Source organism: Xanthobacter dioxanivorans (assembly GCF_016807805.1).
Taxonomy (GTDB): Bacteria; Pseudomonadota; Alphaproteobacteria; order Rhizobiales; family Xanthobacteraceae; genus Xanthobacter; species Xanthobacter dioxanivorans.
Map to the genome: position 1 here is coordinate 1,133,516 of NZ_CP063362.1, position 22,626 is coordinate 1,156,141.

At 69.8% G+C, this 22,626-nt stretch carries 18 protein-coding genes; 8 read left to right on the plus strand and 10 right to left on the minus strand.

Going from position 1 to position 22,626, the window contains the following annotated elements; all coding sequences use genetic code 11:
• Positions 1-17 precede the first annotated feature (17 nt).
• Both EZH22_RS05430 and EZH22_RS05435 read right to left on the minus strand, forming a co-directional pair.
• Positions 18-1,439 carry a sigma-54-dependent transcriptional regulator gene (locus tag EZH22_RS05430; protein WP_203194728.1) on the minus strand — a complete coding sequence of 474 codons (1,422 nt, stop codon included), beginning with the start codon at positions 1,437-1,439 and terminating at the stop codon, positions 18-20.
• Positions 1,440-1,928: 489 nt separating this feature from the next.
• The gene (locus EZH22_RS05435) at positions 1,929-3,752 is read right to left on the minus strand and encodes a tetratricopeptide repeat protein (protein ID WP_203194729.1); all 1,824 of its coding nucleotides are present in this window, start codon (positions 3,750-3,752) and stop codon (positions 1,929-1,931) included.
• Positions 3,753-4,008: 256 nt separating this feature from the next.
• Between EZH22_RS05435 and EZH22_RS05440 the strand changes: the two genes are divergently transcribed.
• The 3 genes from EZH22_RS05440 (at position 4,009) to EZH22_RS05450 (ending at position 8,475) form a co-directional block, all read left to right on the plus strand.
• Entirely contained in the window at positions 4,009-5,370 is a 1,362-nt protein-coding gene (locus tag EZH22_RS05440; RefSeq protein WP_203194730.1) for an aspartate aminotransferase family protein, read from the plus strand.
• A gap of 244 nt (positions 5,371-5,614) precedes the next feature.
• Positions 5,615-7,114 (plus strand): phosphomannomutase/phosphoglucomutase, encoded by a 1,500-nt coding sequence (locus EZH22_RS05445; protein ID WP_203194731.1) that lies wholly within the window; start codon positions 5,615-5,617, stop codon positions 7,112-7,114.
• Between the two features lie 113 nt (positions 7,115-7,227).
• Positions 7,228-8,475 carry a TIGR03862 family flavoprotein gene (locus tag EZH22_RS05450; RefSeq protein ID WP_203194732.1) on the plus strand — a complete coding sequence of 416 codons (1,248 nt, stop codon included), beginning with the start codon at positions 7,228-7,230 and terminating at the stop codon, positions 8,473-8,475.
• Here EZH22_RS05450 and EZH22_RS05455 read toward each other — a convergent pair.
• The 4 genes from EZH22_RS05455 to EZH22_RS05470 form a co-directional block, all read right to left on the minus strand.
• The gene (locus tag EZH22_RS05455; RefSeq protein ID WP_203194733.1) at positions 8,465-9,007 is read right to left on the minus strand and encodes a DUF924 family protein; all 543 of its coding nucleotides are present in this window, start codon (positions 9,005-9,007) and stop codon (positions 8,465-8,467) included. The genes EZH22_RS05450 and EZH22_RS05455 overlap by 11 nt on opposite strands.
• Positions 9,004-10,176, minus strand: a complete 1,173-nt coding sequence (locus tag EZH22_RS05460; RefSeq protein WP_203194734.1) for a CobW family GTP-binding protein — start codon at positions 10,174-10,176, stop codon at positions 9,004-9,006. Before EZH22_RS05460 ends, EZH22_RS05455 begins: the two co-directional genes overlap by 4 nt.
• Before the next feature lie 189 nt (positions 10,177-10,365).
• The gene (locus tag EZH22_RS05465; protein WP_203194735.1) at positions 10,366-11,808 is read right to left on the minus strand and encodes a D-alanyl-D-alanine carboxypeptidase family protein; all 1,443 of its coding nucleotides are present in this window, start codon (positions 11,806-11,808) and stop codon (positions 10,366-10,368) included.
• Positions 11,809-12,004: 196 nt separating this feature from the next.
• Positions 12,005-13,789 carry a glucan ABC transporter ATP-binding protein/ permease gene (locus EZH22_RS05470; protein WP_203194736.1) on the minus strand — a complete coding sequence of 595 codons (1,785 nt, stop codon included), beginning with the start codon at positions 13,787-13,789 and terminating at the stop codon, positions 12,005-12,007.
• 406 nt (positions 13,790-14,195) lie between these two features.
• Here EZH22_RS05470 and rpmH point away from each other — a divergent pair, with 406 nt between their 5' ends.
• Genes rpmH through yidC form a run of 3 tightly spaced genes read left to right on the plus strand, consistent with a single transcriptional unit; the run spans position 14,196 to position 16,629 of the window.
• Positions 14,196-14,330, plus strand: coding sequence for a 50S ribosomal protein L34 (gene rpmH, locus EZH22_RS05475; protein ID WP_012113946.1), 135 nt, complete (start codon positions 14,196-14,198; stop codon positions 14,328-14,330).
• A gap of 29 nt (positions 14,331-14,359) precedes the next feature.
• Positions 14,360-14,809: a ribonuclease P protein component gene (gene rnpA / locus EZH22_RS05480; RefSeq protein WP_203194737.1), complete on the plus strand. Its 450-nt coding sequence runs from the start codon at positions 14,360-14,362 to the stop codon at positions 14,807-14,809.
• Complete coding sequence (gene yidC, locus EZH22_RS05485; protein WP_203194738.1) at positions 14,806-16,629, plus strand: membrane protein insertase YidC; 1,824 nt, start codon at positions 14,806-14,808, stop codon at positions 16,627-16,629. Before rnpA ends, yidC begins: the two co-directional genes overlap by 4 nt.
• Before the next feature lie 355 nt (positions 16,630-16,984).
• Here the strand turns inward: yidC and hemA are convergent, their stop codons facing one another.
• The 3 genes from hemA to EZH22_RS05500 form a co-directional block, all read right to left on the minus strand.
• Positions 16,985-18,271 carry a 5-aminolevulinate synthase gene (hemA, locus tag EZH22_RS05490; protein ID WP_203194739.1) on the minus strand — a complete coding sequence of 429 codons (1,287 nt, stop codon included), beginning with the start codon at positions 18,269-18,271 and terminating at the stop codon, positions 16,985-16,987.
• A 173-nt stretch (positions 18,272-18,444) separates the two neighbouring features.
• On the minus strand, positions 18,445-18,963 hold the full coding sequence (locus EZH22_RS05495) for a hypothetical protein (RefSeq protein WP_203194740.1): 519 nt from the start codon (positions 18,961-18,963) through the stop codon (positions 18,445-18,447).
• A gap of 106 nt (positions 18,964-19,069) precedes the next feature.
• Positions 19,070-19,606 carry a hypothetical protein gene (locus EZH22_RS05500; RefSeq protein ID WP_203194741.1) on the minus strand — a complete coding sequence of 179 codons (537 nt, stop codon included), beginning with the start codon at positions 19,604-19,606 and terminating at the stop codon, positions 19,070-19,072.
• Between the two features lie 653 nt (positions 19,607-20,259).
• Here EZH22_RS05500 and EZH22_RS05505 point away from each other — a divergent pair.
• Together EZH22_RS05505 and EZH22_RS05510 are read left to right on the plus strand one after the other, a co-directional pair.
• A complete protein-coding gene (locus EZH22_RS05505; RefSeq protein WP_203194742.1) occupies positions 20,260-21,390 on the plus strand; it encodes a type III PLP-dependent enzyme in 1,131 nt (376 codons plus the stop codon).
• A gap of 186 nt (positions 21,391-21,576) precedes the next feature.
• On the plus strand, positions 21,577-22,158 hold the full coding sequence (locus tag EZH22_RS05510) for a GNAT family N-acetyltransferase (protein ID WP_203194743.1): 582 nt from the start codon (positions 21,577-21,579) through the stop codon (positions 22,156-22,158).
• A gap of 139 nt (positions 22,159-22,297) precedes the next feature.
• On the opposite strand, the gene EZH22_RS05515 is transcribed toward EZH22_RS05510, so the two are convergent.
• Positions 22,298-22,618: a YbaB/EbfC family nucleoid-associated protein gene (locus EZH22_RS05515; protein ID WP_203194744.1), complete on the minus strand. Its 321-nt coding sequence runs from the start codon at positions 22,616-22,618 to the stop codon at positions 22,298-22,300.
• Between the last annotated feature and the right edge of the window lie 8 nt (positions 22,619-22,626).

The following is a 22,626-nucleotide window of genomic DNA, read 5'->3' on the forward strand; positions in this document are numbered from 1 at the left end:
CCGTCACCACCCGCGTCTCAGGAGAGGCGCCGGCCGTCCTGCCAGGCGAGCTTCTTGCGATAAAGCGTGGACGGGCTGAGGTCGAGGGCGGCGGCGGCCAGGGCGATGTTGCCGTCGAAGGCGCTGATCGCCGCCTCGATGGCCCGCCGCTCCACCACCGACAGGGGCTCCACCCGGGCCGGCGTGCCCCAGACGGAGGAGACCCCGATCCACGCGGCAGCCGGCGGAGCTTCGGCCACCGCGGTGCCTTCCGCGCCGGGATCGGCCACGAGATGCGCCGGCACCACCGGTCCGTCCAGCAGGATGGCGACACGCCGCATCAGGTTCTGCAGCTCGCGCACGTTGCCGCGGAAGGCCCGCGACCGCAGCACCGCGGCGGCCTCCGGGCCGAGGCGCGCCAAGGGCCGCCCCTCCTCCCCGGCAAAGCGCGCCAGGAAGGTCTCCGCGAGCAGGATCACGTCGTCTCCCCGCGCCCGCAGCGGCGGCATGTGGAGGTGCAGCACGTGCAGGCGATAGAACAGGTCTTCGCGCAGGCGGCCGGCGCGCACCTCTTCCAGCGGGTCACGGCCGGTGGTGCAGATGATGCGTACGTCGGCCTCGCGGTCCTCCGCCTCGCCGACACGGCGCAACCGCCCGGCTTCCAGGAAGCCGAGCAGCTTGGCCTGGAGCTCCAGGTCCATGTCGCAGATCTCGTCGAGGCAGAGCGTGCCGCCGCGGGCCCGCTCGATGGCGCCCGCCCTGTCGGCGCCTTGCCCCGCCGTCGCATCCCGCACCTGGCCGAGCAGGTCGCGCTCCAGCTCGGCCCGCACGGATGAGCGGCAGCTCAGCGTCTCGAACGGCTCGTCCCGCCGTGTCGAACAGGCGTGGACGGCGGCCGCAGCGAGGTCCTTGCCGGCCCCGCTCTCACCGGTGATGAAGACCGGCGCCCGCGACGCGGCCATGCGGGTAATCCCGTCATAGAGCGCGGCCATGGGGTCGGAGCGGCCGAGGAAGCCGCAGAAGTCGCCGCTTCGTCTGGGTGGCGGCCGCGGCGCGTCGCGGCGGCGATCGGGCCGGCGCGCCGGGGTCGCGGCGAGCAGGCGATCCACCACGTCCTCCGGCTTGAGCGGCTGCGGCACCACGTCGTCGGCACCCGCCCGCATGGCGGCAACGGCGTCGGCCACGCTGCCGTCGGCCAGCGCCACCACGAGCGTGCCCTCGAATCCGGCGGCCCGGAACCGCATGACGGCGTCTTCCGCATCCCGCCCCACCGACAACAGAAGCGCCGCGCAGCGGGAAATGACGACGGTCGCGGCCTCCAGCGTGTCCGCTTCCATCACATGCAGCGCATCCCGCCGGGCCAGCACGGCGCGCACGCGGCGGCGGGACGCCGGATCCGGGTCGCAGACGAGGACGCAGGTGTTCCGTTCCGGCCGCACGCATGGGTAATAACCGGTCATGGCGATGATCGCTGGAAAGAATTCATGCCGCCGATTCTTCCGCCATCAAGGTAAAGGAAGCCTTTCACGCCACGCGCGGATCGCCCGCCACCGGCATCGGGCGGCGAGAACATAAAGCCGGTGCCCGCGACGCGGGAAAGACCTGCCCGCCGGTGCCTCAAGCTGATTTCGCGCAGGGGCCGGCAATCCCACGCAACCCGCGCCGGTCGTCTCGCGCGGGAAGCCGCCGGGATCGCACTTCGTCTGTTCGGCTTTCGACGCGGATCCCGCCTGGAGCGTTTCCCCGTTTCACGGAACCGGGGAAACGCTCTGTGTCTTGCGTGATCGCGTTTTCTTCACGCGAACCGATCTCCACTTCGCTCGAAAACCCTCTGGGAGCGATCGACCTTCAGTGTCCGCGTTTTTCTTCGGCCGCCGTCATGCCCGGGCTTGTCCCGGCCATGACGGTGGTGCAGGCAGGGCGCCGCTCGATCTGAATGTCGGTCCGCGCTAGCCGCGCGGCGGCTTGCCGGCCACCGCCTCACGGGAGAGGCCGGCGGTTTCCAGGGCGTCGAGCGCCTTCTGGGCGTGCACCTGCGAGGGCAGGAGCCGGTGCACCATCTGCCGGACCCCGTCCGCCCCCTCCGGCATCCGGCGAACGAGGCTGGCCAGGGCTTCGCGCTCCTCGCTGCCCCGGCCGAGCGCATGCAGGACCAGGGAAAGGGCAAGCTTGTTCTCGAATCCGGGATGCAAAGCCAGCTGGGGCACCAGGGACTGGGCGGCGAACACGTCGTCGCGCATGAAGGCGGCGAAGCCGAGAAAGGCATCCTGGAGCGGGCTGCGCACCGCCCCCTCGCGCCGCGCGCGCTGCAGCAGTGCCTCGCCCTCGTCGATCCGGCCGGCGCCGATATAGACGGTAGCCACTGCGGCGGCCACGTCGAAGTCGAGCGGATTGAGCTCCAGCGCCTTCTGCGCCGTGGTCACCGCCTCCGCCGGCTCGCCGGCGAACAGCTGGACGAGTGCCAGGGTGCGGGTGGCGTAGGCGCTGGCGGGGGCGAGGTCCACCGCCCGCTCCGCCTCGTCGAGAACGCCTTCCAGCGCCTCGTCAGACGCGGAATAGGCGCCCTCGCGCATCATGGTGTAGAGCATGGTCATCGCCCGCACCGCGTGCCCGAGGGCGAAATCGGGATTGCCCTTGGTCAGGTCCGCGAGGCAGCCACTGACGTTGACGGCCCGCTGGGCCTGCTGGGCATCCTGCCGCAGAAGGGAGACCGCGCCGGCGATGCAGCCGTAGCCCGACGCCGGCGCCCGGGCGAGCGCTTGCGTCCGCGCGCGCACCGGGATGACGCCGTAGGTCTCCATGATGCCGGCGGCGATGTCGTGCACTACCCTGCGCTCGCTCTCGGCGAGGCCGGCGCCCTGCGCCAGCCCGTCGAGGGCGGCCGACCAGACGATGGAGCCGTCACACCGGTCGGTCAGCCGCGCGACGAGGGAGAAGGTGCCATCGGCGCGGCCCTCGGCCAGCGCCGCCAGGGAAAACACCGAACGCGACCGCGGCCCGTTGCACGCCTCGGCGATGGCGCCTTCCGGCGCGCTGGCACCGGCCGCCTTCACCTCGACGAAGTCGAAGCGGGCGAAGGCGTCGCGCATGCGCTCCTCGATCGCCCTCAGATCCCCTTCGGCGGGCGCCGCGCTCCCCGCCGCCTCGATGGGCCGCACCTCCACGATGGGCAGGCGCACCGCGTCGGCGAGCATCGCCGACCTCTGCGCCGGCGCCTGGCGCTCGGAGGGAAGGGCAAACAGGGCCGCGCCGGCGGCGAGCAGGATGAAGGAGGCCGCCACGCCCAGGCGCCACAGCGCGGCACGCGACGGCACGGAACCCGTACGAGGCGCAGGTGCGGGGACCGCATCGGCCGGACCGGCGGATCCCGGCAGGTCCGCCGCCGGACGATCCTCCGGCTCCGCTTCCGCCCGGGGCAGGAAGCGGGGCACGTAGCCGCCCTTCGGAATGTCGATGACGACCGGGTCCTCGGTGCCCTGGGTGGCGTAATAGCGTTCCAGCGCGCGGCGCAGCCGGGTCGCCTCGACCCGCACGATGGGATCGGCCTGGGGGTCGAAGGATGTGGGCCGGCCGAGGGCCTCCACCGCGATGGTATAGCCCTTGATCGCCTCGGCGCGCCCGTCGAGGGTCGCCTCCACGACAAAGCGCAGGAAGGCGGCGAGGCGCGGGGAGGCGCTGAAATCAGCCGAGGCGAGCACGCGCTCAAGCGCTGCGCGGACCTGCCGCTCGCGCTCAAGGTCCGCCGTGACTCCGTCCGGAAAACCAGGGTTCATCCCGGCATCCAAGTCGGATTCGTCTCGCGTCTCTGGCGAAATCTCCACCAAGATACCATCCTTACGCACGGTCACCCATCTTATTGGGTCAGAAGCCGTGCCCGCGCAAGGGGGCGGCTCACCATGGGAAGCGTGCCCCCGTGCGACACTTCCCCCGTCCCGCTGTTCCCAGCAAGTCCCCGCGCTGCTAGCTTCCGCACCGACGAGGCCGAACGATGGCACGATGCCGATCTTCGCCGGCAGGGAGAGTTTCACCATGGCTCTGGATGATCTCATCGCGGAAGGTTCGGACACGCGCACGGATGCGGCGCCCAACGATCTTGAAGCCTTCTGGATGCCGTTCACCTCCAACCGCTCCTTCAAGAAGCGGCCACGCCTCGTCTCCCGCGCCAAGGACATGTACTACTATACCCCGGAAGGCCGCGCGATCCTCGACGGCTGCGCCGGGCTGTGGTGCGTCAATCCCGGTCACAATCGCGAGCCCATCGTCGAGGCGATTCGCTCCGCCGCGGCGGATCTCGATTTCGGCCCCACCTTCCAGTACGGCCACCCCGACGCCTTCCGGCTGGCGAGCCGCATCGCCGCCCTCGCGCCGGCGGATCTCGACCATGTCTTCTTCTGCAATTCCGGCTCAGAGGCGGTGGACACCGCGCTGAAAATCGCCCTCGCCTACCACCAGACCACCGGCGCCGGCGCGCGCACCCGGCTCATCGGCCGCGAGCGCGGCTATCACGGGGTGGGCTTTGGCGGCATCTCCGTGGGCGGCATCGTGGCGAACCGCCGCACCTTCGGCGGCATGCTGGTGGGCGTGGACCACCTGCGCGCCACCTACGACCGTGAGAACCAGGCCTTCACCAAGGGCGAGCCGGACTTTGGCGCCCACTTCGCCGACGAGCTGGAGCGCATCGTCGCCCTGCACGACGCCTCCACCATCGCCGCCGTCATCGTCGAGCCCATGGGCGGCTCCACCGGCGTGCTGCCGGCGCCCAAGGGCTATCTGAAGCGGCTGCGCGAGATCTGCGACAAATACGGCATCCTGCTCATCTTCGACGAGGTGATCACCGGCTTCGGCCGCCTCGGCCACGCCTTTGCCGCCGAGCGCTACGGCGTGGTGCCGGACATGATCACCTTCGCCAAGGGCATCACCGCCGGCGCGGTGCCCATGGGCGGCGTGCTGGTGCGCAAGCCCATCCACGACGCCTTCATGAAGGGGCCGGAGCACGTGGTGGAGCTGTTCCACGGCTATACCTACTCGGCCCATCCGCTCGCCTGCGCCGCCGGGCTCGCCACCCTCGACCTCTACGCCCGGGAGGGCACCTTCGCCTATGCCAAGGCGCTGGAGCCCTTCTTCGCCGACGCGGTGATGAGCCTGAAGGACAAGCCCGGCGTGCTCGACATCCGCACCGTCGGCATCACCGGCGCCATCGACCTTGCCCCCAAGCCCGGCGCGCCGGGCCTGCGCGGCTACGAGGCGCTGGAACGGGCCTTCCATGAAGACGGCCTGATGATGCGCATCGCCGGCGATGCGCTGGTGGTGACCCCGCCGCTGATCATCACCAAGGACCAGGTGGGCGAGCTGGTCGACAAGCTCGCAAGCGTGATCGAGAAGGTCGCCTGAACCGAAGGCGGCCCGTCGTCCCGGCGCCGGCGATCGGCGAAAGCCGCCTGCGCGCCTGCGGCACCTTCCGGGGCCGGAGGGACGGCGCGCCCCAAAACGCCGCGCCCGCGCCTGCCGGGCGCCGCCGCGCGTTCACAATAAGGTCGCCCCGGCAGGGGAACCATCTGCGCGCCGGACCGTTCGCCCGGTCACGATTTCGTGCTATCTCGCAACCGCAAAAATTCTCCCTTGAGGAGCTGTCCTGATGTTCCCCACGCCGAAGCCGGTCCTCACTCCCAACACCTACGCTTACGAATCCGAGCCCATGGTGAAGCCGACCGGGTTCCGGGAATACGACGCCCGCTGGCTGTTCCAGAAGGAAATCAACCTGATGGGCGTGCAGGCGCTGGGCATGGGGCTCGGCACGCTGATGCACGAGATGGGGATCAAGCCGGAGATCGTCACCGGCCACGACTTCCGCAGCTATTCCTCCTCCATCAAGCTGGCCTTGGTGTCCGGACTGATGGCCGCCGGCATCAAGGTGCACGACATCGGCCTCGCCATGTCGCCCATGGCCTATTTCGCCCAGTTCGCCCTCGACGTGCCGGCGGTGGCCATGGTCACCGCCTCCCACAACGACAACGGCTGGACCGGCGTGAAGATGGGCGTGAACCGCCCGCTCACCTTCGGGCCGGATGAAATGAGCCGGCTCAAGGATATTGTTCTGTCGGCTAAATTCAATCTGAAGGGCGGCGGCTCCTACGTGTTCGTGGAGAACTTCCCCGAGGTCTACATCAAGGACCTCACCGACCGGCCGAAGCTGAAGCACCCCATCAAGGTGGTGGCCGCCTGCGGCAACGGCACCGCCGGCGCCTTCGCCCCGCGCATCCTGGAGGCGCTGGGCGCCGAGGTGATCCCGCTCGATACCGAGCTCGACCACACCTTCCCCAAGTACAATCCCAACCCCGAGGACATGGAGATGCTCCATGCCATGCGGGACGCGGTGCTGGAGCACAAGGCGGACCTGGCTCTCGGCTTCGACGGCGACGGCGACCGCTGCGGCGTGGTGGACGACACCGGCGAGGAGATCTTCGCCGACAAGGTGGGCGTGCTGCTCGCCCGCGACCTCGCCAAGATCTATCCCAACCCCACCTTCGTGGTGGACGTGAAGTCCACCGGCCTGTTCGCCACCGATCCGGAGCTGATCCGGCTCGGCGTCAAGGCGGACTACTGGAAGACCGGCCATTCCTACATGAAGCGCCGGGTCAACGAGACCGGCGCCCTCGTGGGCTTCGAGAAGAGCGGCCACTATTTCTTCAACAAGCCGGTGGGCCGTGGCTATGACGACGGCCTCGTCTCCGCCATCGCCGTCCTCGACATGCTGGACCGCAACCCCGGCCGGAAGCTGTCGCAGCTGCGCGAGGCGCTACCGAAGACCTGGTCCTCGCCCACCATGTCGCCCCACTGCACCGACGAGGCCAAGTACGGCATCGTCGCCCAGGTGGTGAAGCACTACGAGGATCTCGCGGCGAAGGGCGCCCTCGTCACCGGCCAGAAGATCCGCGACCTGGTGACGGTGAACGGCGTGCGTGTCACCTGCGAGGACGGCTCCTGGGGCCTGGTGCGCGCCTCCTCCAACAAGCCCGAGCTCGTCGTGGTGGTGGAGAGCCCGGTCTCGGAGGAGCGCATGCGCGAGATGTTCAAGGAAGTGGACAGCGTTCTGCGCACCCATCCGGAAGTGGGCGCGTATAACCAGACCATCTGAGGCGGCGGCGCCCTGACGTTCGCCGGCCCGGGTTCGCGGCCCGGATTCGCAGCTCGGGCCGGCCTTGCCTTTTTCCCGACCCTCCTCCGTAAGCGGGGGAGGGTCTTCGTTTTATGGGCATCGGAGCCAGAGTGAGCCAGTACGCGCCTTTCATCGCCATCGTCGGCGCCGGTCCCGCGGGACTGGCGGCGGCGGAGGTGCTCTCTGCCGCCGGTGCCCGCGTCGCGGTCTACGACCGCATGCCGTCCGTCGCCCGCAAGTTCCTCATGGCCGGGCGCGGCGGGCTCAACCTCACCCATTCGGAGCCGCTCCCGCGCTTCCTCACCCGCTACGGCGCGGCAGAGGAACGCCTGTCGCCCGCGCTGACGGCGTTCCCGCCGGACGCCCTGCGCGCTTGGGCCCTGGGCCTGGGCGAGGAGACCTTCGTTGGCTCCAGCGGGCGGGTTTTTCCCCTGACCTTCAAGGCCTCCCCCCTGCTGCGCGCATGGCTCGCCCGGCTCGGGGCCCAGGGCGTCTCCTTCCACCTGCGCCACGCCTTCCGCGACTGGGCCCCCTCGGGCGCGCTTCTTTTCGACACGCCCGACGGCCCGGCGGAGGTGACGGCGGATGCCGTGATCCTCGCGCTCGGCGGCGCCTCCTGGCCCCGCCTCGGCGCCGACGGGGGATGGGTGGACGCCCTGCGCGCGGCGGGGATCGCGGTGAACGCGCTGGCCCCGGCCAACATGGGGGTGACCATCGCCTGGTCGGAGGTGTTCCGCACCCGCTTCGCCGGCACCCCGCTGAAGCGCATCGCCGTGCGCTTCGGCAAGACCGTCGTGCGCGGCGAGGCGGTGGTGACGGCCTCCGGGCTGGAAGGCGGGGCCATCTACGCCCTGTCCACCGACCTGCGCCGGGCGCTGGGCCACCGCGCCATCACCCTCCATCTGGACCTGCGCCCGGACGTGGACGCCAAGGCCCTTGCCGCCCGGCTCGCCGCTGCCCCGCCCAAGGCCTCCTTCTCCACCGTGCTGGCGAAGAATGGAGGCCTGCCCCCGGTCGCCGCCAATCTGGTGCGCGAGGTGACCGGACCGGCGCGGCCGGGCGCGGAGGCCCTGGCCGGCCTGATCAAGGATCTCCCGCTGGAGGTGACCGGGCATGCCGGGCTGGAGCGCGCCATCTCCACCGCCGGCGGTATCGCCTGGAAGAGCATCGGACCGGATTTCGCCCTCGCCGGCCTGCCGCAGACCCTGCCGCCGGTCTTCGCCGCCGGCGAGATGCTGGACTGGGAGGCGCCCACCGGCGGCTATCTCCTCCAGGCCTGCTTCGCCACAGGCCGGGCGGCGGCCGAGGGGGTGAAGGCGCGGCTCGGCCTCACCCGCTGAAGCCGCCAGCGTCCAGCCAGGCCTGCTCCTCCGCACTCATGGCGCGCCCGAGAATGGGATTGCGATGGGGGAAGCGGCCGAAGCGGTCGATGGCTTCCTTGTGGACGAGGGCGTAGCGCACGCCCTCTTCGTGTCCGATGGCCCGGTAGAGGTCCAGGCAGCGGGCCTGCGCGACAGGGTCCTCCGCGTGCATGAAGGGCAGGTAGAAGAAGGTGCGCAGCGCCTCCGGCACCTGCCAGGCCGCGTCGAAGCCTTCCGCGATCGCCGCTTCGGCGGCAGCCAGGGCAAGGCCATCGCTGGCGAAGGCGCCCGGCGTGCTGCGGAAGGCATTGCGCGGCACCTGGTCGAGCAGGATGATCCGCGCCAGCGCGCCGAGCGGTGTCTGCGCCCAATCGTCCAGCGCACCGGCGACGGCCGCCGCATGGGCCGGCAGGAGCGCCGCGCGCACCTCGGCGTCGAAGGCCTCACCCCCGTCGAACCACTTCTCCGGCCCCGAGCCGAGCCAGAAGGCGAGCACCTCCTGCGGCGTCATCGCGCCATCCCCGGCGGCGCCAGGGGATTGTCGGTGAGCGCCGCGCGGTCCGGCGCGTCCACCTCCGGCACGCCCAGGAAGGCATTGAACAGCCGGGCGATGACCCCGGGGTCGAGATCGCGCACGATCATCACCAGCCGGGTGCGGTGGTCGTCGTCCGGCCAGGCGGGAAGGCGCGCGGGCGGGTGCATCACATGCTGGACGGCGTGGATCACGATGGGCGCCTCCGGCTCCTCCGCCACCTTCACGATGCCCTTCATGCGCAGCACGTTCGCGCCATGGGTGGCGCGCAGCAGCTCGAGAAAAAGGTCCAGCGTCCCGGCCGGAATGGCGGCATCGGTGGCGAGGGTAAAGGCGCGGATGCGCCCGTCATGGCGATTGGGGTCTTGCCGGTCGGGGTCGAGGCCGGCGCCCTGCGCCTCCTGCGCTGCCGCCACCGCTTCCTCGGCGAGCCAGCCGGCCACGTCCGGCGTCTTCGTGGCGGGGTCGTAGAGGCCGGCACCGAGCAGCGCCGCCGCGTCCGCCTCCCCCGCCGCCGCATCGAGCAGCCGGGCGGCCGGGGCGAGACGCTTGAGCCGCGCCTTGAGGGCATCGAGGGCCGCCCGTTCGCCCGCCGTGCTCACAAGGTCGGTCTTGGTGAGGACGAGGCGATCCGCCATGGCCACCTGCTTCACCGCCTCGGCCTGGGCGTCGAGGGTGGCGTCGGCATTCAGCGCGTCCACCACGCAGACCAGCCCGTCGAGCCGGTAGCGCATGGCAAGGTAGGGGTGGGTCATCATGGTGTGGAGCACAGGGGCGGGATCGGCGAGGCCCGTGGTTTCGATGATGACGCGGGAAAACGGCGGCAGGCGATTGTTGTCGCGCCCGCGCAGCAGGTCTTCCAGCGCCGTGACGAGGTCGCCGCGCACGGTGCAGCACAGGCAGCCGGAGGCGAGCATGACGATGCCCTCCTCCACTGGCCGCACGAACAGGTGGTCGAGCCCCACCTCGCCGAACTCGTTGATGAGCACGGCGGTATCGGCAAGCCCGGGATCAGCGAGCAGCGCGTTGAGCAGGGTCGTCTTGCCGGCGCCGAGGAAGCCGGTGAGCACCGTGACCGGAATGGGGGCGGGCGGCCCGCGACGCGGCGCGGGGGCAGGGTCTTCGGAAAGGGACGGGCTGCCCGTCATGGCGGGGACCTCCGGACGGACGACAGGGAAATCTCCCCACCTGCCTCCACGAGGCGGGCCGCCGGGTCAAGGGTGATGAGCGGTCTATCCGCACCCGGCGGATCGGTCGCGGCCACCTCAGGCCCGCGCGGCGGCCCCTGGGTGGGTGAGCCTTTCTCAGGAGCGGGCTGCCTCAGGTGGCGGCCTGCCTCAGGTGGCGGGTTTGGGAGCGGGCGCCGCACCGTCGGCAGGCGCCTCGGCCGGCTTCGGCTTGGGCTTCGGCTTGGCCGTGGGCACGGCCCCTGCGGTTACCGGCGCGGTGGGCTGCACCTGCTTCTTCTGGGTTGCCCCCGCCTCCTCCGTCCCGCCGGCCGGCTTCGGCTTGGCCGAGGCGCTGGCCACGGCGGGCTTCGGCTTCGGCTTGGCCGCGGGCTTGGTGCCGTCGCCGCTCTCGGCCGAGGCGGTGTCGGCAGCGCCGGCCGCGGGCTTGGCCGCCTGCTTGGGCCCCGCCTTCTTCTTCGGCTTGTCGTCCTCGGGATAGGCGGTGGCGAGGTCCTGCGGGGCGCCACGGGTGCCCACATAGACCTGGACGATCGGCATGGAGGGCGGCAGCGTCTGCAGCAGCTCGGCGCCGGACTTGGGCAGGTTCGGCGCGGCGAAGGCGAAGCCGAAGCTGCTCGAAGCGGTGGGATCGGGCTCCTCGTCGGCCTCGGAAGCCACCACGGACCGCTTGCCGCCGCAGACCTCGGCCTTCATGTCGTAGGCCGGGCCGCCGCTGTTGGAGATGTTGGACAGCAGGGGCGACGCCGCGCCGAACACCGACCAGGACGACTGGAAGCCCTTCTCGAACAGCAGCGCCGTCTGCTCGGTGCGGGCGACGCCGGAGCGCGCGCCGAGCACCACGGCGATGAGGCGCTTGTTGCCGCGCGTGGCGGTGGCCACAAGATTGTAGCCGGAGCCGCAGACGAAGCCGGTCTTCATGCCGTCGGCGCCGGGATACCGGTCGATCAGACGATTGTAGTTGCGCAGAACCGCCTTGCCGATGCGGATGGCGGGAATGCGGAACAGCGCCTCGTGCTCGGGGAAATGATAGATGATGGCCCGCGCCAGGATGGCGAGGTCGCGGGCGGTGGTGACCTGGTCGGGATCGGGCAGGCCGTTGGGATTTTCGTAATGGGTCCCGGACATGCCCAAATGGGCGGCGGTGGCGTTCATCTCGGCCACGAAGGCGGGCATGGAACCGGAGACGCCTTCGCCCACCACCCAGGCCATGTCGTTGGCGGACTTCACCAGCACCATCTTGAGTGCGTTGTCGAGGGTGACGACGGTGCCCGGCCGGAAGCCCATCTTGGACGGCTGCTGGGAGGCCGCGAGGGCCGAGACGGTGAGGGGCGTGTCCATGGTGAGGCGCCCGTTCTTCACCGCGTTCAGCGCGACGTAGACGGTCATCAGCTTGGTGACGGAGGCGGGATGCCAGGGACGCCCGGCTTCCTTCTGCTCCAGCACCTTCCCGGTATCGGCTTCCACCAGGAGGATGGGATTGGCCCGCGCCGGCTGCGCCAGCGTCAACGGCGCAAGGAAGAGGCTGAACGCCGCTGCGGCGAGACCGAGGAAAGTCGCTCCGGCGGCGGAACTGGTCTTCGTGCGCGCCAACCGATCCGCTCCCGTGTCAGAGGTGAGGGCTCTTCACCGAATAGGATTCCTCATTACCCGGTTTCGCAACCGCGGAAAAGACGAAATGCACCGGAAAGGGGCGCGCCGCCTGTGCTGCACCCCGGTTCTGTTTGCCACATTCTTGCCGCACTCCGGCAAAATGCGAGGGTGGAAGCGCGAAACCTTCGCCTTGCCCCTACGTCTCCGCCAAGGGCCGTTCCACCGTCTGCGCCCCGGTCATGAACTGGGCGCGGGCGAGCGTGGCGAACCGGCCGCCGAGGCGCACCAGGTCGTCGAAGGTCCCCGCCTCCACCACCCGCCCCTGCTCGAACACGAGGATGCGGTCGGCGTTGCGCACGGTGGCGAGGCGATGGGCGATAACGAAGGTGGTGCGGCCCTTCATCACCTCGTCGAGGGCGGCCTGCACCTTCTGCTCGGTGGCGGCGTCGAGGGCGCTCGTCGCTTCGTCGAGGATGAGGATGGGCGGGTTCTTCAGCAGCGCCCGGGCGATGGACAGGCGCTGGCGCTCGCCGCCGGACAGCGCCCGCCCCCGCTCGCCCACCACCGCGGCGAGACCCCTGGGGTTACGCTCCACCAGCTCCAGCGCCTGGGCGCGGGCCAGGGCCTCGCACATCTCGGCATCGGTGGCATCGGGCTTGCCCACCCTGAGGTTGTCGGCGATGGAGCGGTTGAACAGCAACGGCTCCTGGAACACCACGCCGATGGACTTGCGCAGGGAGGCGAGGGTCACGTCGCGGATGTCCACCCCATCGATGCGGATGGCCCCGGACTGGGGATCGAACACCCGGTGCAGCAGCGCCAGCGCCGTGGACTTGCCCGCCCCGGTGGAGCCGACGAAGGCAAAGGTCTGGCCCGGCTCGGCGTGGAGGGAGACGTCGCCCACCGCCGTGCGCTTGCCGTCGTAGGAGAAGGAGACGTCGTCGAACGTCACCTCGCCCTTCACGCCAGCCAAGGGCTTTGCGCCCGGCTTGTCGCGCACCGAGCCCACCGTATCCAGCACGTCGAAGAACTGGGAGAGCTGCGGGGCGGAGAGGATGAGCCGGTTGAAGAAGCTCACCGTATGGTCGAGCCGGCCGATGAGCATGTTGGCAAACGCCACATAGGTCACGATCTCGCCGATGGCGGCGAGCCCGTGCACGTAGAGCCAGGTGCCGATGAGCAGGATGGCGAGGATGGTGAGCGTGGTCGCCGCCTTGGTCGCCATGGAAACCAGGGCCCACCAGGACAGGACCGGGATCTGCAAGGCCAGCACCCGGTTGACCGTATCCTTCAGGCCCGACACCTCCGCCTCGATGCGGGTGTAGCTCTGGATCACGGCCACGTTGCCGAGGGCGTCGGAGGTCTGCTCGGCGAGGTCGGAATTGTATTCCTCCACCTCCCGCTGCATGGCCTCGGTGCGACGGATGACATAGCCCGTGACGATGCCGAACACCACCATCAGGGCGATCAGCACCAGGCCGAGCCGCCAGTTGATCCAGATGCCCACCGGCACCAGCACCACGAGGGAGATGACGGCGGCGCAGTCGTCGCGGAAGAAGGACAGCCACAGGCCCCACAGGGCGTCGACCCCCTCCAGCATCACCTTCAGCAGGCGGCCGGAATGGGTCTCCCCATGGAAGCTCAGGGGCAGTTGCAGCACGTGCTCGAAATACTGCGTCAGCACGCCCAGGCGGCGGCGGTGCGAGAGCCGGTCGGCGTGCAGCGAGATGAGCACGCCGGCGCCGATGTTGAACAGGCCGAAGCCCACCCAGGCCGCCAGCAGCGGGGTGAGGTCGTCAAAGCTCGGCACGCGGGCGGCCGCCTGGGCCGAGGCGAGCGTGTCCACGATGCGGCCGAAGAGGATGGGCTCGGCGAACTGGGCGATGGCCAGCAGCAGGTTGCCGGCGGCGAGCAGCGCGCCGAGCCGCGCCTGCGGCCCCAGCAGGGAGATGGTGCGGGCATAGATGCGCAGGAGGCTCATGGTCGCCGCTTTCCGGTGCCGGTGTTCCGCCACAAGAGCGAAGCGCAGGCTCGGGCGCAAGGGGGTGGATCAAGGCGGAGCCGCGGTGGCCTCTCCCTTTGAGGCCTGCCGTGGCGACCGGGCGCACCGGGAAGCCCTCCCCCGCCCGCGGGAGAGAGTGGCCCGGCCGGTGTGCCACCTCCAACTGATCCGCCCCCCCGCGCACGCCACCGATTGACGCGCGCCCTCGCCGCCCCTATAAGCCGACCCCGAACTCAGGCGGCTGCGGCGGCCGGAGCCCAGCCCTCATTTCTCGCAACGACCTCGGTCTCGAGCGCGCGAGCGGGCACCGGCGAAAACCGCCGTCGCAGCGCAGCTGCTGGGGTCCGTTGCCTAAAGCCATGCAAGATATCCGGAGAATTGAACCGTGAAGCGCACCTATCAACCCAGCAAGCTCGTGCGCAAGCGCCGCCACGGCTTCCGTGCGCGCATGGCGACCCGCAACGGCCGCAAGATCATCGCCGCCCGCCGCAATCACGGCCGCCAGCGCCTGTCCGCCTGAGAGGTGGACGCCCCGCGGAGCTGCCCATCGTGGATCGTCTCCGCAAACGCCGTGACTTTCTCGCCGCCGCCAAGGCCGGCCGCGCCGGTGGAGCGTTGTTCCTGATGCAGGGCCGCGACCGGGGCGACGGTGCGAACGTGCGCGTCGGCTTTACGGTGACAAAGAAGATCGGCAACGCGGTGGTGCGCAATCGCATCCGCCGCCGCCTGCGCGAGGCCGTGCGGCACGTGCTGCCGGAAGCCGGCCGCCCCGGCTTCGATTATGTCCTGGTTGCCCGCGAGGGCGCCCTGCGGGCGCCTTTCGACGGCCTGGTGCAGGACATCGCGCGTGCCGTGCGCAAGCTCAACGCCCCCGAGCGCCCGCGCGGCGCGGGTGGTTCCCGGTCCCGCAAGTCGGCCGGCGAGCGGCAGGCCGGCGCCCCGGATCCAGACGTTTCCGACCATCAGCCGACGCCCGCCGACGGAGGCCTTCCGGCATGAGTGACAACCGCAACATGTTCATCGCCATCGGGCTGTCCCTGGCGATCCTCATCGGCTGGCAGTTTTTCTTCGGCATTCCCCAGGCGGAGCGCCAGCGGCAGGCGGCCGAGCAGCAGAAGATCGCCCAGCAGGCCCAGCAGCAGGCGACACCGGGGGCCGCGCCGGGGACGGCGCCGACGCCCGGCGGCGTGCCGCAGGCCGGCGTGCCGGCAGCCCCGGGGCGCCCGCTCACCCGCGAGGAGGCCCTCGCCACGGCGCCCCGCGTCGCCATCGACACCCAGCGCCTGAAGGGCTCCATCTCCCTCCGCGGCGCCCGCGTCGACGATCTCTCCCTCCTTGAATACCATGAGACGGTGGACCCCAAGAGCCCGAACATCGTGCTCCTGTCCCCGTCGGGCGCCCCCAATCCCTTCTACGCGGAGTTCGGCTGGACCTCTGCCGCCGGCGCCAACGTGACGGTGCCGGGGCCGAACACGCTCTGGACCTCCAGCGGCGGCACGCTCACCGAGAAGACGCCCCTGGTCCTGTCCTATGACAACGGCGCGGGCCTCGTCTTCCGCCGCACCTTCACCATCGACGACCACTACATGTTCGCGGTGAAGGACGAGGTAGAGAACAAGACCGGCGGCGCCGTCACCCTCTATCCCTTCGCTCTCGTCTCGCGTCACGGCATCCCCCATGTGGCCGGCTTCTATATCCTGCACGAGGGAATGATCGGCGTGCTCGGCGAGCACGGGCTGCAGGAGGTCACCTACGCCAAGATGGACAAGGACAAGCCGGTGTCCCTGTCCGCGACCGGCGGCTGGCTTGGCATTACCGACAAATACTGGGCGGCCACCGTCATCCCGGACCAGTCCGTGAAGGTGGACGGGAAGTTCTCCACCGCCACCATCAACGGTACCCCCACCTTCCAGGCCGACTATCTCGCCGCCCCCCTCACCGTGGAGCCCGGCGGCACGGTTGCCTCCAGCGGGCAATTGTTCGCCGGCGCCAAGGTGGTCCAGGTGGTGGATGGATACCGGACGAAATACGGTATCGACCGCTTCGACCTGCTCATCGACTGGGGCTGGTTCTATTTCATCACCAAGCCGCTGTTCCTGGCCATCGACTGGCTGTACCGGCTGGTGGGTAATTTCGGCGTCGCCATCCTGATCATCACGGTGGCGCTGAAGGGCGTCTTCTTCCCGCTGGCCAACAAGTCCTACGCCTCCATGGCGAAGATGAAGGCGGTGCAGCCGGAGATGACCACCATCCGCGAGCGCTACGCCGACGACAAGGTGAAGCAGCAGCAGGCGCTGATGGAGCTGTACAAGAAGGAGAAGATCAATCCGGTGGCGGGGTGCCTGCCCATCCTGATCCAGATCCCGGTGTTCTTCGCCCTCTACAAGGTGCTGTTCGTGACCATCGAGATGCGGCACGCGCCCTTCTTCGGCTGGATCCGCGACCTCTCGGCGCCCGACCCGACCACCATCTTCAACCTGTTCGGGCTGATCCCCTGGGATCCGTCCTCGGTGCCGGTCCTCGGCGCCTACCTGATGCTGGGCGCGTGGCCGATCATCATGGGCATCACCATGTGGGTGCAGATGAAGCTGAACCCGGCCCCGCCGGACCCCACCCAGCAGATGATCTTCAACTGGATGCCCATCATCTTCACCTTCATGCTGGCCCATTTCGCCGCGGGCCTGGTGATCTACTGGGCGTGGAACAACACCCTCTCCGTCACCCAGCAGGCGCTGATCATGAAGCGCCACGGGGTGAAGATCGAGCTATGGGACAACATCCGCAACGCCTTCAAGAAAAAGGCTCCGGCCAAGAGCTGAGGCTCGCTGAGGCCGGGAAACCGACGCGACCGCGTGGCGCGGTCGTGTAATTCCAGGGCCCGCACCGGTCCGCTTGCACGGCAAGCCGCCCGGTGCGGGCCTTTTCGTATCAAGAGTTGCTTTTCCCGGGGCACAAGCAACGGGATGGCGCGACGCCGCCGGCGCCCGCCGCTGCCAGTGTTTCACGTGGCGACCGCCGCCAAGGGTGCGCAGCCAAGCGTGCGCCCATCCCGCGAACCGGCAGACCGAGCGGGATGATCGCCCGAGCAGCCTTGCCAGCCCCAAAAACAAAATGCCCCGGACCAGCCGGGGCATTTTGTTTTTCGGTGTTCGATTTCAGGCCGCGCGGGCCGCCTCAGCCCCCGGCCACCGGCAGCGGAATGGGCGCCGGGCCCAGCGCCGCGCTGCGCGAGGCGGAGGCGCGCTCTGCCACCCGGTCCGCGTAGGGCAGCTCCAGCCGCTCCCACACATCCGACAGCGCCGTGGCGAGATGGGCGATGAGCGCGTCGTCGTGGAACGGCGTGGGGGTGATGCGCAGCCGCTCCGTGCCGCGCGGCACGGTGGGATAGTTGATGGGCTGGATATAGATGCCGTACTCGGCGAGCAGCAGATCGCTCGCCATCTTGCAGGCCTTGGCGTCGCCCACCATCACCGGAACGATATGGGTGGGCGTGTCCATCTGCGGCAGGCCGGCGGCGGCGAGCGCGCGTTTCACCTTGGCCACCTGGGTGCGCTGGCCGTCGCGCTCGGCCTGCGAGGTCTTGAGGTGCCGCACCGAGGCGGCGGCCGCCGCGGCGACGGCCGGGGGCAGCGCGGTGGTGAAGATGAAACCCGGCGCGTAGGAGCGCACGGCGTCGATGATCAGGCGCTTGCCGGTGATGTAGCCGCCGACCACGCCGAAGGCCTTGCCCAGCGTGCCCTCGATCACGTCCACCTTATGCATGACGCCGTCGCGCTCCGCGACGCCGCCACCGCGCTCGCCATACATGCCCACCGCGTGGACCTCGTCGAGATAGGTCAGGGCGCCGTAGCGCTCGGCCAGCTCGCAGATGGCGCCGATGGGGGCGATGTCCCCGTCCATGGAATAGACGCTCTCGAACGCCACCAGCTTCGGCCGGTCGCCGGCCGCCTTCAGCAGCTCCTCAAGGTGGCCGAGGTCGTTGTGGCGGAAGATGGCCTTCTGCCGGCCGCCGTGGCGCACGCCCTCGATCATGGAATTGTGGTTGAGCTCGTCGGAGAGCACCACGCAGTCGGGGATCAGCTTGACGATGGTGGAGATGCCGGTGGCGTTGGAGATGTAGCCGGAGGTGAAGACAAGGCCGCTCTCCTTTCCGTGCAGGTCGGCGAGCTCGCGCTCCAGCATCACGATCTCGTGGCTGTTGCCGGAGATGTTGCGGGTGCCGCCGGCCCCGGCGCCGCGCGCCCGGGCGGCGTCGCACATGGCGGCCACCACGTCCGGATGGCTGCCCATGCCGAGATAGTCGTTGGAGCACCACACCACAATGTCGCGCGGGCCGCCGGGGGAATGCCACACCGCCCGCGGGAAGTGCGCGGCATCGCGCTCGATCTCGGCGAAGGTGCGGTAGCGGCGCTCCTTGCGCAGGGCGTCGATGGCATCGGCGAAGAAGGTATCGTAGTTCATTCCGAACCTGCGGCGACAGCAAGGGATCGCGGGGCCTTGCGATCCTTCATTGTTCTAAGGCTATGACGGCAGAGTGCTCCTTGTATTGATGCCAATCAAGAGCCGAGGCCGCCGCGCGGCGATCCGGCGCGGGCAATGGGAAAAATGCATGCGTTTGCGCAACCGCCGGCGCCTCAGCGCAGCGCCAACGCGAGGTCGATTAGGCGCGGCAGGAGAAGCCGGAAATTATCGGTGGCCACTTTGCGGGTGCCGCCCTCGCTGACCACCGAAAGCGAAGCGGCCGGCCCCACCAGCAAGGCGTTCTGGTAAAAGCGCGCCTGACCCTCCTTGTCGACGACATCGCGGGGGATGGTGAAGATCTTCACCGGCTTCTGCGTCGCGTCCGCCACCATGGCCGGACCAAGGGTCGATGAGCGCGCGCCGTACTTGAGAATATTTGCGTTGATAAGGGCTTGCGTTTCCTGAAATTTTTCCAGGGTGAGATCCTGGGCGCGGTTGCGGCGGCTGATGCTGATGACCGCCTCGCTGCCCCCGCAGCTCTCGCGTTCACACGAGAAATAGACCGTGCCCGTCTGGGCCTGGCGGCTCGACCACCCGGGCACCTCCAGGCCAAACGGATTCTCGGCCCGGGCCTGCGGAGCGACGATGGCCGCCGCCAGCGCGAACGCACCGGCGCGAATGAGACGCGACATGGACGGACTTCCCCCAAAAGATACCCGTCATGGTAGAGTTCTCGTTACGGCAGAAGAATGACGCAAGCTTGATCTTCGCCGGTGCCGGCCTCCGGCCGATGCCCATTCACCGTGTCGCCAGCACGAGGTCGATCAGGCGCGGCAGGACGTGGGCGAAGACGGCTTCGGCCATCTTGAGATCGCCGGCATCGCTCACCACGCTGAAGGACGAGGCGGGGCCGATCAGCAAGGCGTCGACGGCAGCGGTGCCGGTGCCGTCGCTCCATCCCACCTCCCGGCGCCCCGCCAGCACCCGCACGCCCTCGACGCTCCGCTCGGTGAAGCCGGTGATGCGGGCCTGGGTGACGCGCCCCGCCGAGTTGGCCGGGGCGTCCTGCGACAGGCGGGTGTGGTGGGCCTCGAACTGGGCCATACTCACCGTGGGGCGGTGGGGCTGGCGCTTGTAGCTGAGCTTCGCTTTGGGTGGGCAGCGGGGGCTGGCGCAGGTGAAGGTGACGACGCCGTTCGGGCTGTCGGTGCGGTCCCAGCCCTCGAACGCCAGCGCCACCACCTCCTGCCCCTGCACGGGCGGCGCCGTCGCGAGCGCGAGAAGGGCTGCCAGAACAGCCGGATGCCTGAGGAAGACCGACCGCCGCATGCCCATGATGCCGCCCGCCTGAAAGCCCGGCCCGCACACGCCGTGGACCGGAGCGCCTGAAGCATAGCCACCTTCGGGACTTTCGCCTGCTCCTGCTGCAGCTTGCACGCGGCAAAAATCATCAAAACGCCACTTGCATGGGCAGGGCGAATCCACTACATCCGCTCTGCCCAATTTCGCACGTGCCTGTGGTCGCGTGTCGGTCGGTAGGATCTCCGGACAAGAGGCCGGAAAGCTGCCAGGACGATCGACAAGCCGGAGGGAACCGGCCCACCCCGCTCCTCAATGCGGGGGACGTGACTTGAAGCAACGACGTAAGGGCTTTTTTGGTCTCGGTCGCCCCTCCAAAGGGCGGCGTTACTGAAGAGGCACTACATCTTGCCGGCCGTGCGGAGCGGGACTTCCCTCTCCAATCGTGCGCAGTTGTCTCGCCCCTGCTTCGGCCCTCGCCGTCGCGGGCGGTTCGCCTGCCGTTCGGTCCGATGATGCGGCCGGGTTTGAAGCCCGGCGAAGCGGGTACGGCCCGCAGGCGCGTCGGCGAGTCCACATCGCCGCGAACCTGCTCGCGCGTGCCCCGGCCGGCCCCTCGGGGTCGTCCGTCCCTGTCGTCGCGCGGATTGTCCGCGCTTCACGAGGCTTCAGGTCACGGAGAGGACACCATGACCGATCGCATCCGCGAATTCCTGCGTACCCGACGCGAGGACGGCCCCTGCGTCGTCGTCGATCTCGACGTGGTGCGCACCAACTACCAGGCGTTTGCCCGCGCGCTGCCGGACACCCGCGTCTTCTATGCCGTCAAGGCCAATCCCGATGCCGCCATCCTGCAGGCGCTGGAGGAGATGGGCTCCTCGTTCGACTGCGCCTCCGTGGGCGAGATCGACATGGTGCTCGCCACCGGCGCCGGGGCGGACCGCGTCTCGTTCGGCAACACCATCAAGAAGGAGCGCGACATCGAGCGCGCCTTCAAGCTGGGCGTGCGCCTGTTCGCCGTCGACTCCTACGAGGAGGCGGAGAAGATCGCCCGCGTCGCCCCGCGCGCCAAGGTGTTCTGCCGCATCCTGTGCGACGGCGCCGGCGCCGAATGGCCCCTGTCCCGCAAGTTCGGCTGCGAGCCCGAGATGGCCGCGGACGTGCTGGAGCACGCCTATCGCCTCGGCCTCCAGGCCTACGGCGTGTCCTTCCACGTGGGATCGCAGCAGAAGAACGTGAACGCCTGGGACGGCGCGCTCGCCTCCGCGGCGCAGATCTTCCGCGCCTGCGCGGAGCGGGGCATCTCGCTCTCCATGGTCAATCTCGGCGGCGGCTTCCCGACCCGCTATCTGCAGGACGTGCCGGCGGCCATCTCCTACGGCGAGGCCATCTTCTCGTCCCTGCGCAAGCATTTCGGCAACGCGATTCCGGAGACCATCATGGAGCCGGGCCGCGGCATGGTGGGCAATGCCGGCCTCATCGAAACCGAGGTGGTCCTCATCTCGAAGAAGTCCGAGACCGACGCGCTGCGCTGGGTCTATCTCGACATCGGCAAGTTCGGCGGCCTCGCCGAGACCATGGACGAGGCCATCCGCTACCCGCTGCGCACCCCGCGCGACGGGGACGATACCGCCCCCTGCGTGCTCGCCGGGCCGACCTGCGATTCGGCCGACGTGCTCTACGAGAAGACCCCGGTGGAGCTGCCGCTCTCGCTCTCCATCGGCGACAAGGTGATCATCGAGGCCTGTGGCGCCTACACCACCACCTATTCGGCGGTGGCGTTCAACGGCTTCCCGCCGCTGAAGTCCTACGTGATCTGAGGCCCGGGGGGCGTGCTGCCCCGCCGGCGAGAGGTCCCACCCCCGGCACCGGCGAGGCGCCGTCCGGGGCGATGAGGAGGGGGACTTCCCCTCGTCTTCCGCACCGTCCCACGCCTTCGGGCCGGCCGCATCCGCGCGGCCGGGACGGACTTCTTCGCTTCTCACGTTGTGGCACTGGAGCTGCTGATGACTGAGATTGTGCTGGAATCGCAGGAAGATGTGGCCGCGCGCGAGGCCCTGCTCGATCTGTGCCTGGGCGAGGAGCGCCGGGCCAAGGCATCCGAGCGGCTGCGGGAAGGCCGGCTGCCGGCCGCGGGGCTGGCCTTCGCCGCCCATGGCCCGGACGGCCGGCTGGTGGGGACCGTGCGGCTGTGGAACGTGACCGCGGGTCCCGGCAAACCCGCGCTGCTGCTGGGTCCGCTGGCGGTCCATCCGTGGTTCCGCGCCTGCGGGCTGGGCGGCGACCTGATGCGCAACGCGCTTGAGCGGGCGCGGGCGCTCGGGCATGCGGCGGTGATCCTGGTGGGAGACGCGCCCTATTACGGCCGCTTCGGCTTCACCGCGCAGCACACCGGCGCCTTGTGGATGCCCGGCGCCTATGACCGCGACCGCTTGCTGGCGCTGGATCTTTCCGCCGGGGCGCTGGACGGGGCGCGCGGCCTGATCAGCCCCACCGGCGCGCGCATCGCCCGCCCCTCCCTCGCCGAGCTGGCGCAGGATCTCCAGATCGGGGCGACCGCCGACGGCGCGTTCCGCCGCTCGGCCTGAGCCCCCGCCCCTCCGCCGGCCCCCGGCGGGAGGGCGCCCCAGGAACGGCGGCACCGGAGGCGACACCGGTGCCGACACCCGGCACCATCGGCGGTGTCGGCCGAGTGTCGGCGGGACGTCGTGTCAGAACGGCGTCGTGTCAGAACAGCTTCATGCCCGGCGGCAGCGCGAGGCCGCCGGTGAGCGACTGCATCTTCTCCTGCATCACCCGCTCGGCCTTGACCCGGGCATCCGCGAGCGCGGCGACGAGGAGGTCCTCCAGGATCTCCACCTCCTCCGGCTTCGCCAGCGAGGGATCGATGCGCACCGCCTTGCACTCGCCCTTGGCGGTGACGCGCACGCTGACGAGGCCGCCGCCGGAGGCGCCCTCCACCTCGACCTGCTCCAGCTCCGCCTGCATCTGCTGCATGCGCTCCTGGAGCTCCTTGGCCTGCTTCATCATGCCCATCAGGTCGCGCATGAGACTTC

Bases quoted from the DNA above. Each gene is read 5' to 3' on its own strand.
- EZH22_RS05505 (WP_203194742.1), top strand. From the start codon at position 20,260: ATGACCGATCGCATCCGCGAATTCCTGCGTACCCGACGCGAGGACGGC.
- EZH22_RS05440 (WP_203194730.1), top strand. From the start codon at position 4,009: ATGGCTCTGGATGATCTCATCGCGGAAGGTTCGGACACGCGCACGGAT.
- hemA (WP_203194739.1), bottom strand. From the start codon at position 18,271: ATGAACTACGATACCTTCTTCGCCGATGCCATCGACGCCCTGCGCAAG.
- EZH22_RS05455 (WP_203194733.1), bottom strand. From the start codon at position 9,007: ATGACGCCGCAGGAGGTGCTCGCCTTCTGGCTCGGCTCGGGGCCGGAG.
- EZH22_RS05445 (WP_203194731.1), top strand. From the start codon at position 5,615: ATGTTCCCCACGCCGAAGCCGGTCCTCACTCCCAACACCTACGCTTAC.
- EZH22_RS05500 (WP_203194741.1), bottom strand. From the start codon at position 19,606: ATGGGCATGCGGCGGTCGGTCTTCCTCAGGCATCCGGCTGTTCTGGCA.
- yidC (WP_203194738.1), top strand. From the start codon at position 14,806: ATGAGTGACAACCGCAACATGTTCATCGCCATCGGGCTGTCCCTGGCG.
- EZH22_RS05460 (WP_203194734.1), bottom strand. From the start codon at position 10,176: ATGACGGGCAGCCCGTCCCTTTCCGAAGACCCTGCCCCCGCGCCGCGT.
- EZH22_RS05495 (WP_203194740.1), bottom strand. From the start codon at position 18,963: ATGTCGCGTCTCATTCGCGCCGGTGCGTTCGCGCTGGCGGCGGCCATC.
- EZH22_RS05515 (WP_203194744.1), bottom strand. From the start codon at position 22,618: ATGCGCGACCTGATGGGCATGATGAAGCAGGCCAAGGAGCTCCAGGAG.
- EZH22_RS05470 (WP_203194736.1), bottom strand. From the start codon at position 13,789: ATGAGCCTCCTGCGCATCTATGCCCGCACCATCTCCCTGCTGGGGCCG.
- EZH22_RS05510 (WP_203194743.1), top strand. From the start codon at position 21,577: ATGACTGAGATTGTGCTGGAATCGCAGGAAGATGTGGCCGCGCGCGAG.
- EZH22_RS05435 (WP_203194729.1), bottom strand. From the start codon at position 3,752: ATGAACCCTGGTTTTCCGGACGGAGTCACGGCGGACCTTGAGCGCGAG.
- EZH22_RS05450 (WP_203194732.1), top strand. From the start codon at position 7,228: ATGGGCATCGGAGCCAGAGTGAGCCAGTACGCGCCTTTCATCGCCATC.
- EZH22_RS05430 (WP_203194728.1), bottom strand. From the start codon at position 1,439: ATGACCGGTTATTACCCATGCGTGCGGCCGGAACGGAACACCTGCGTC.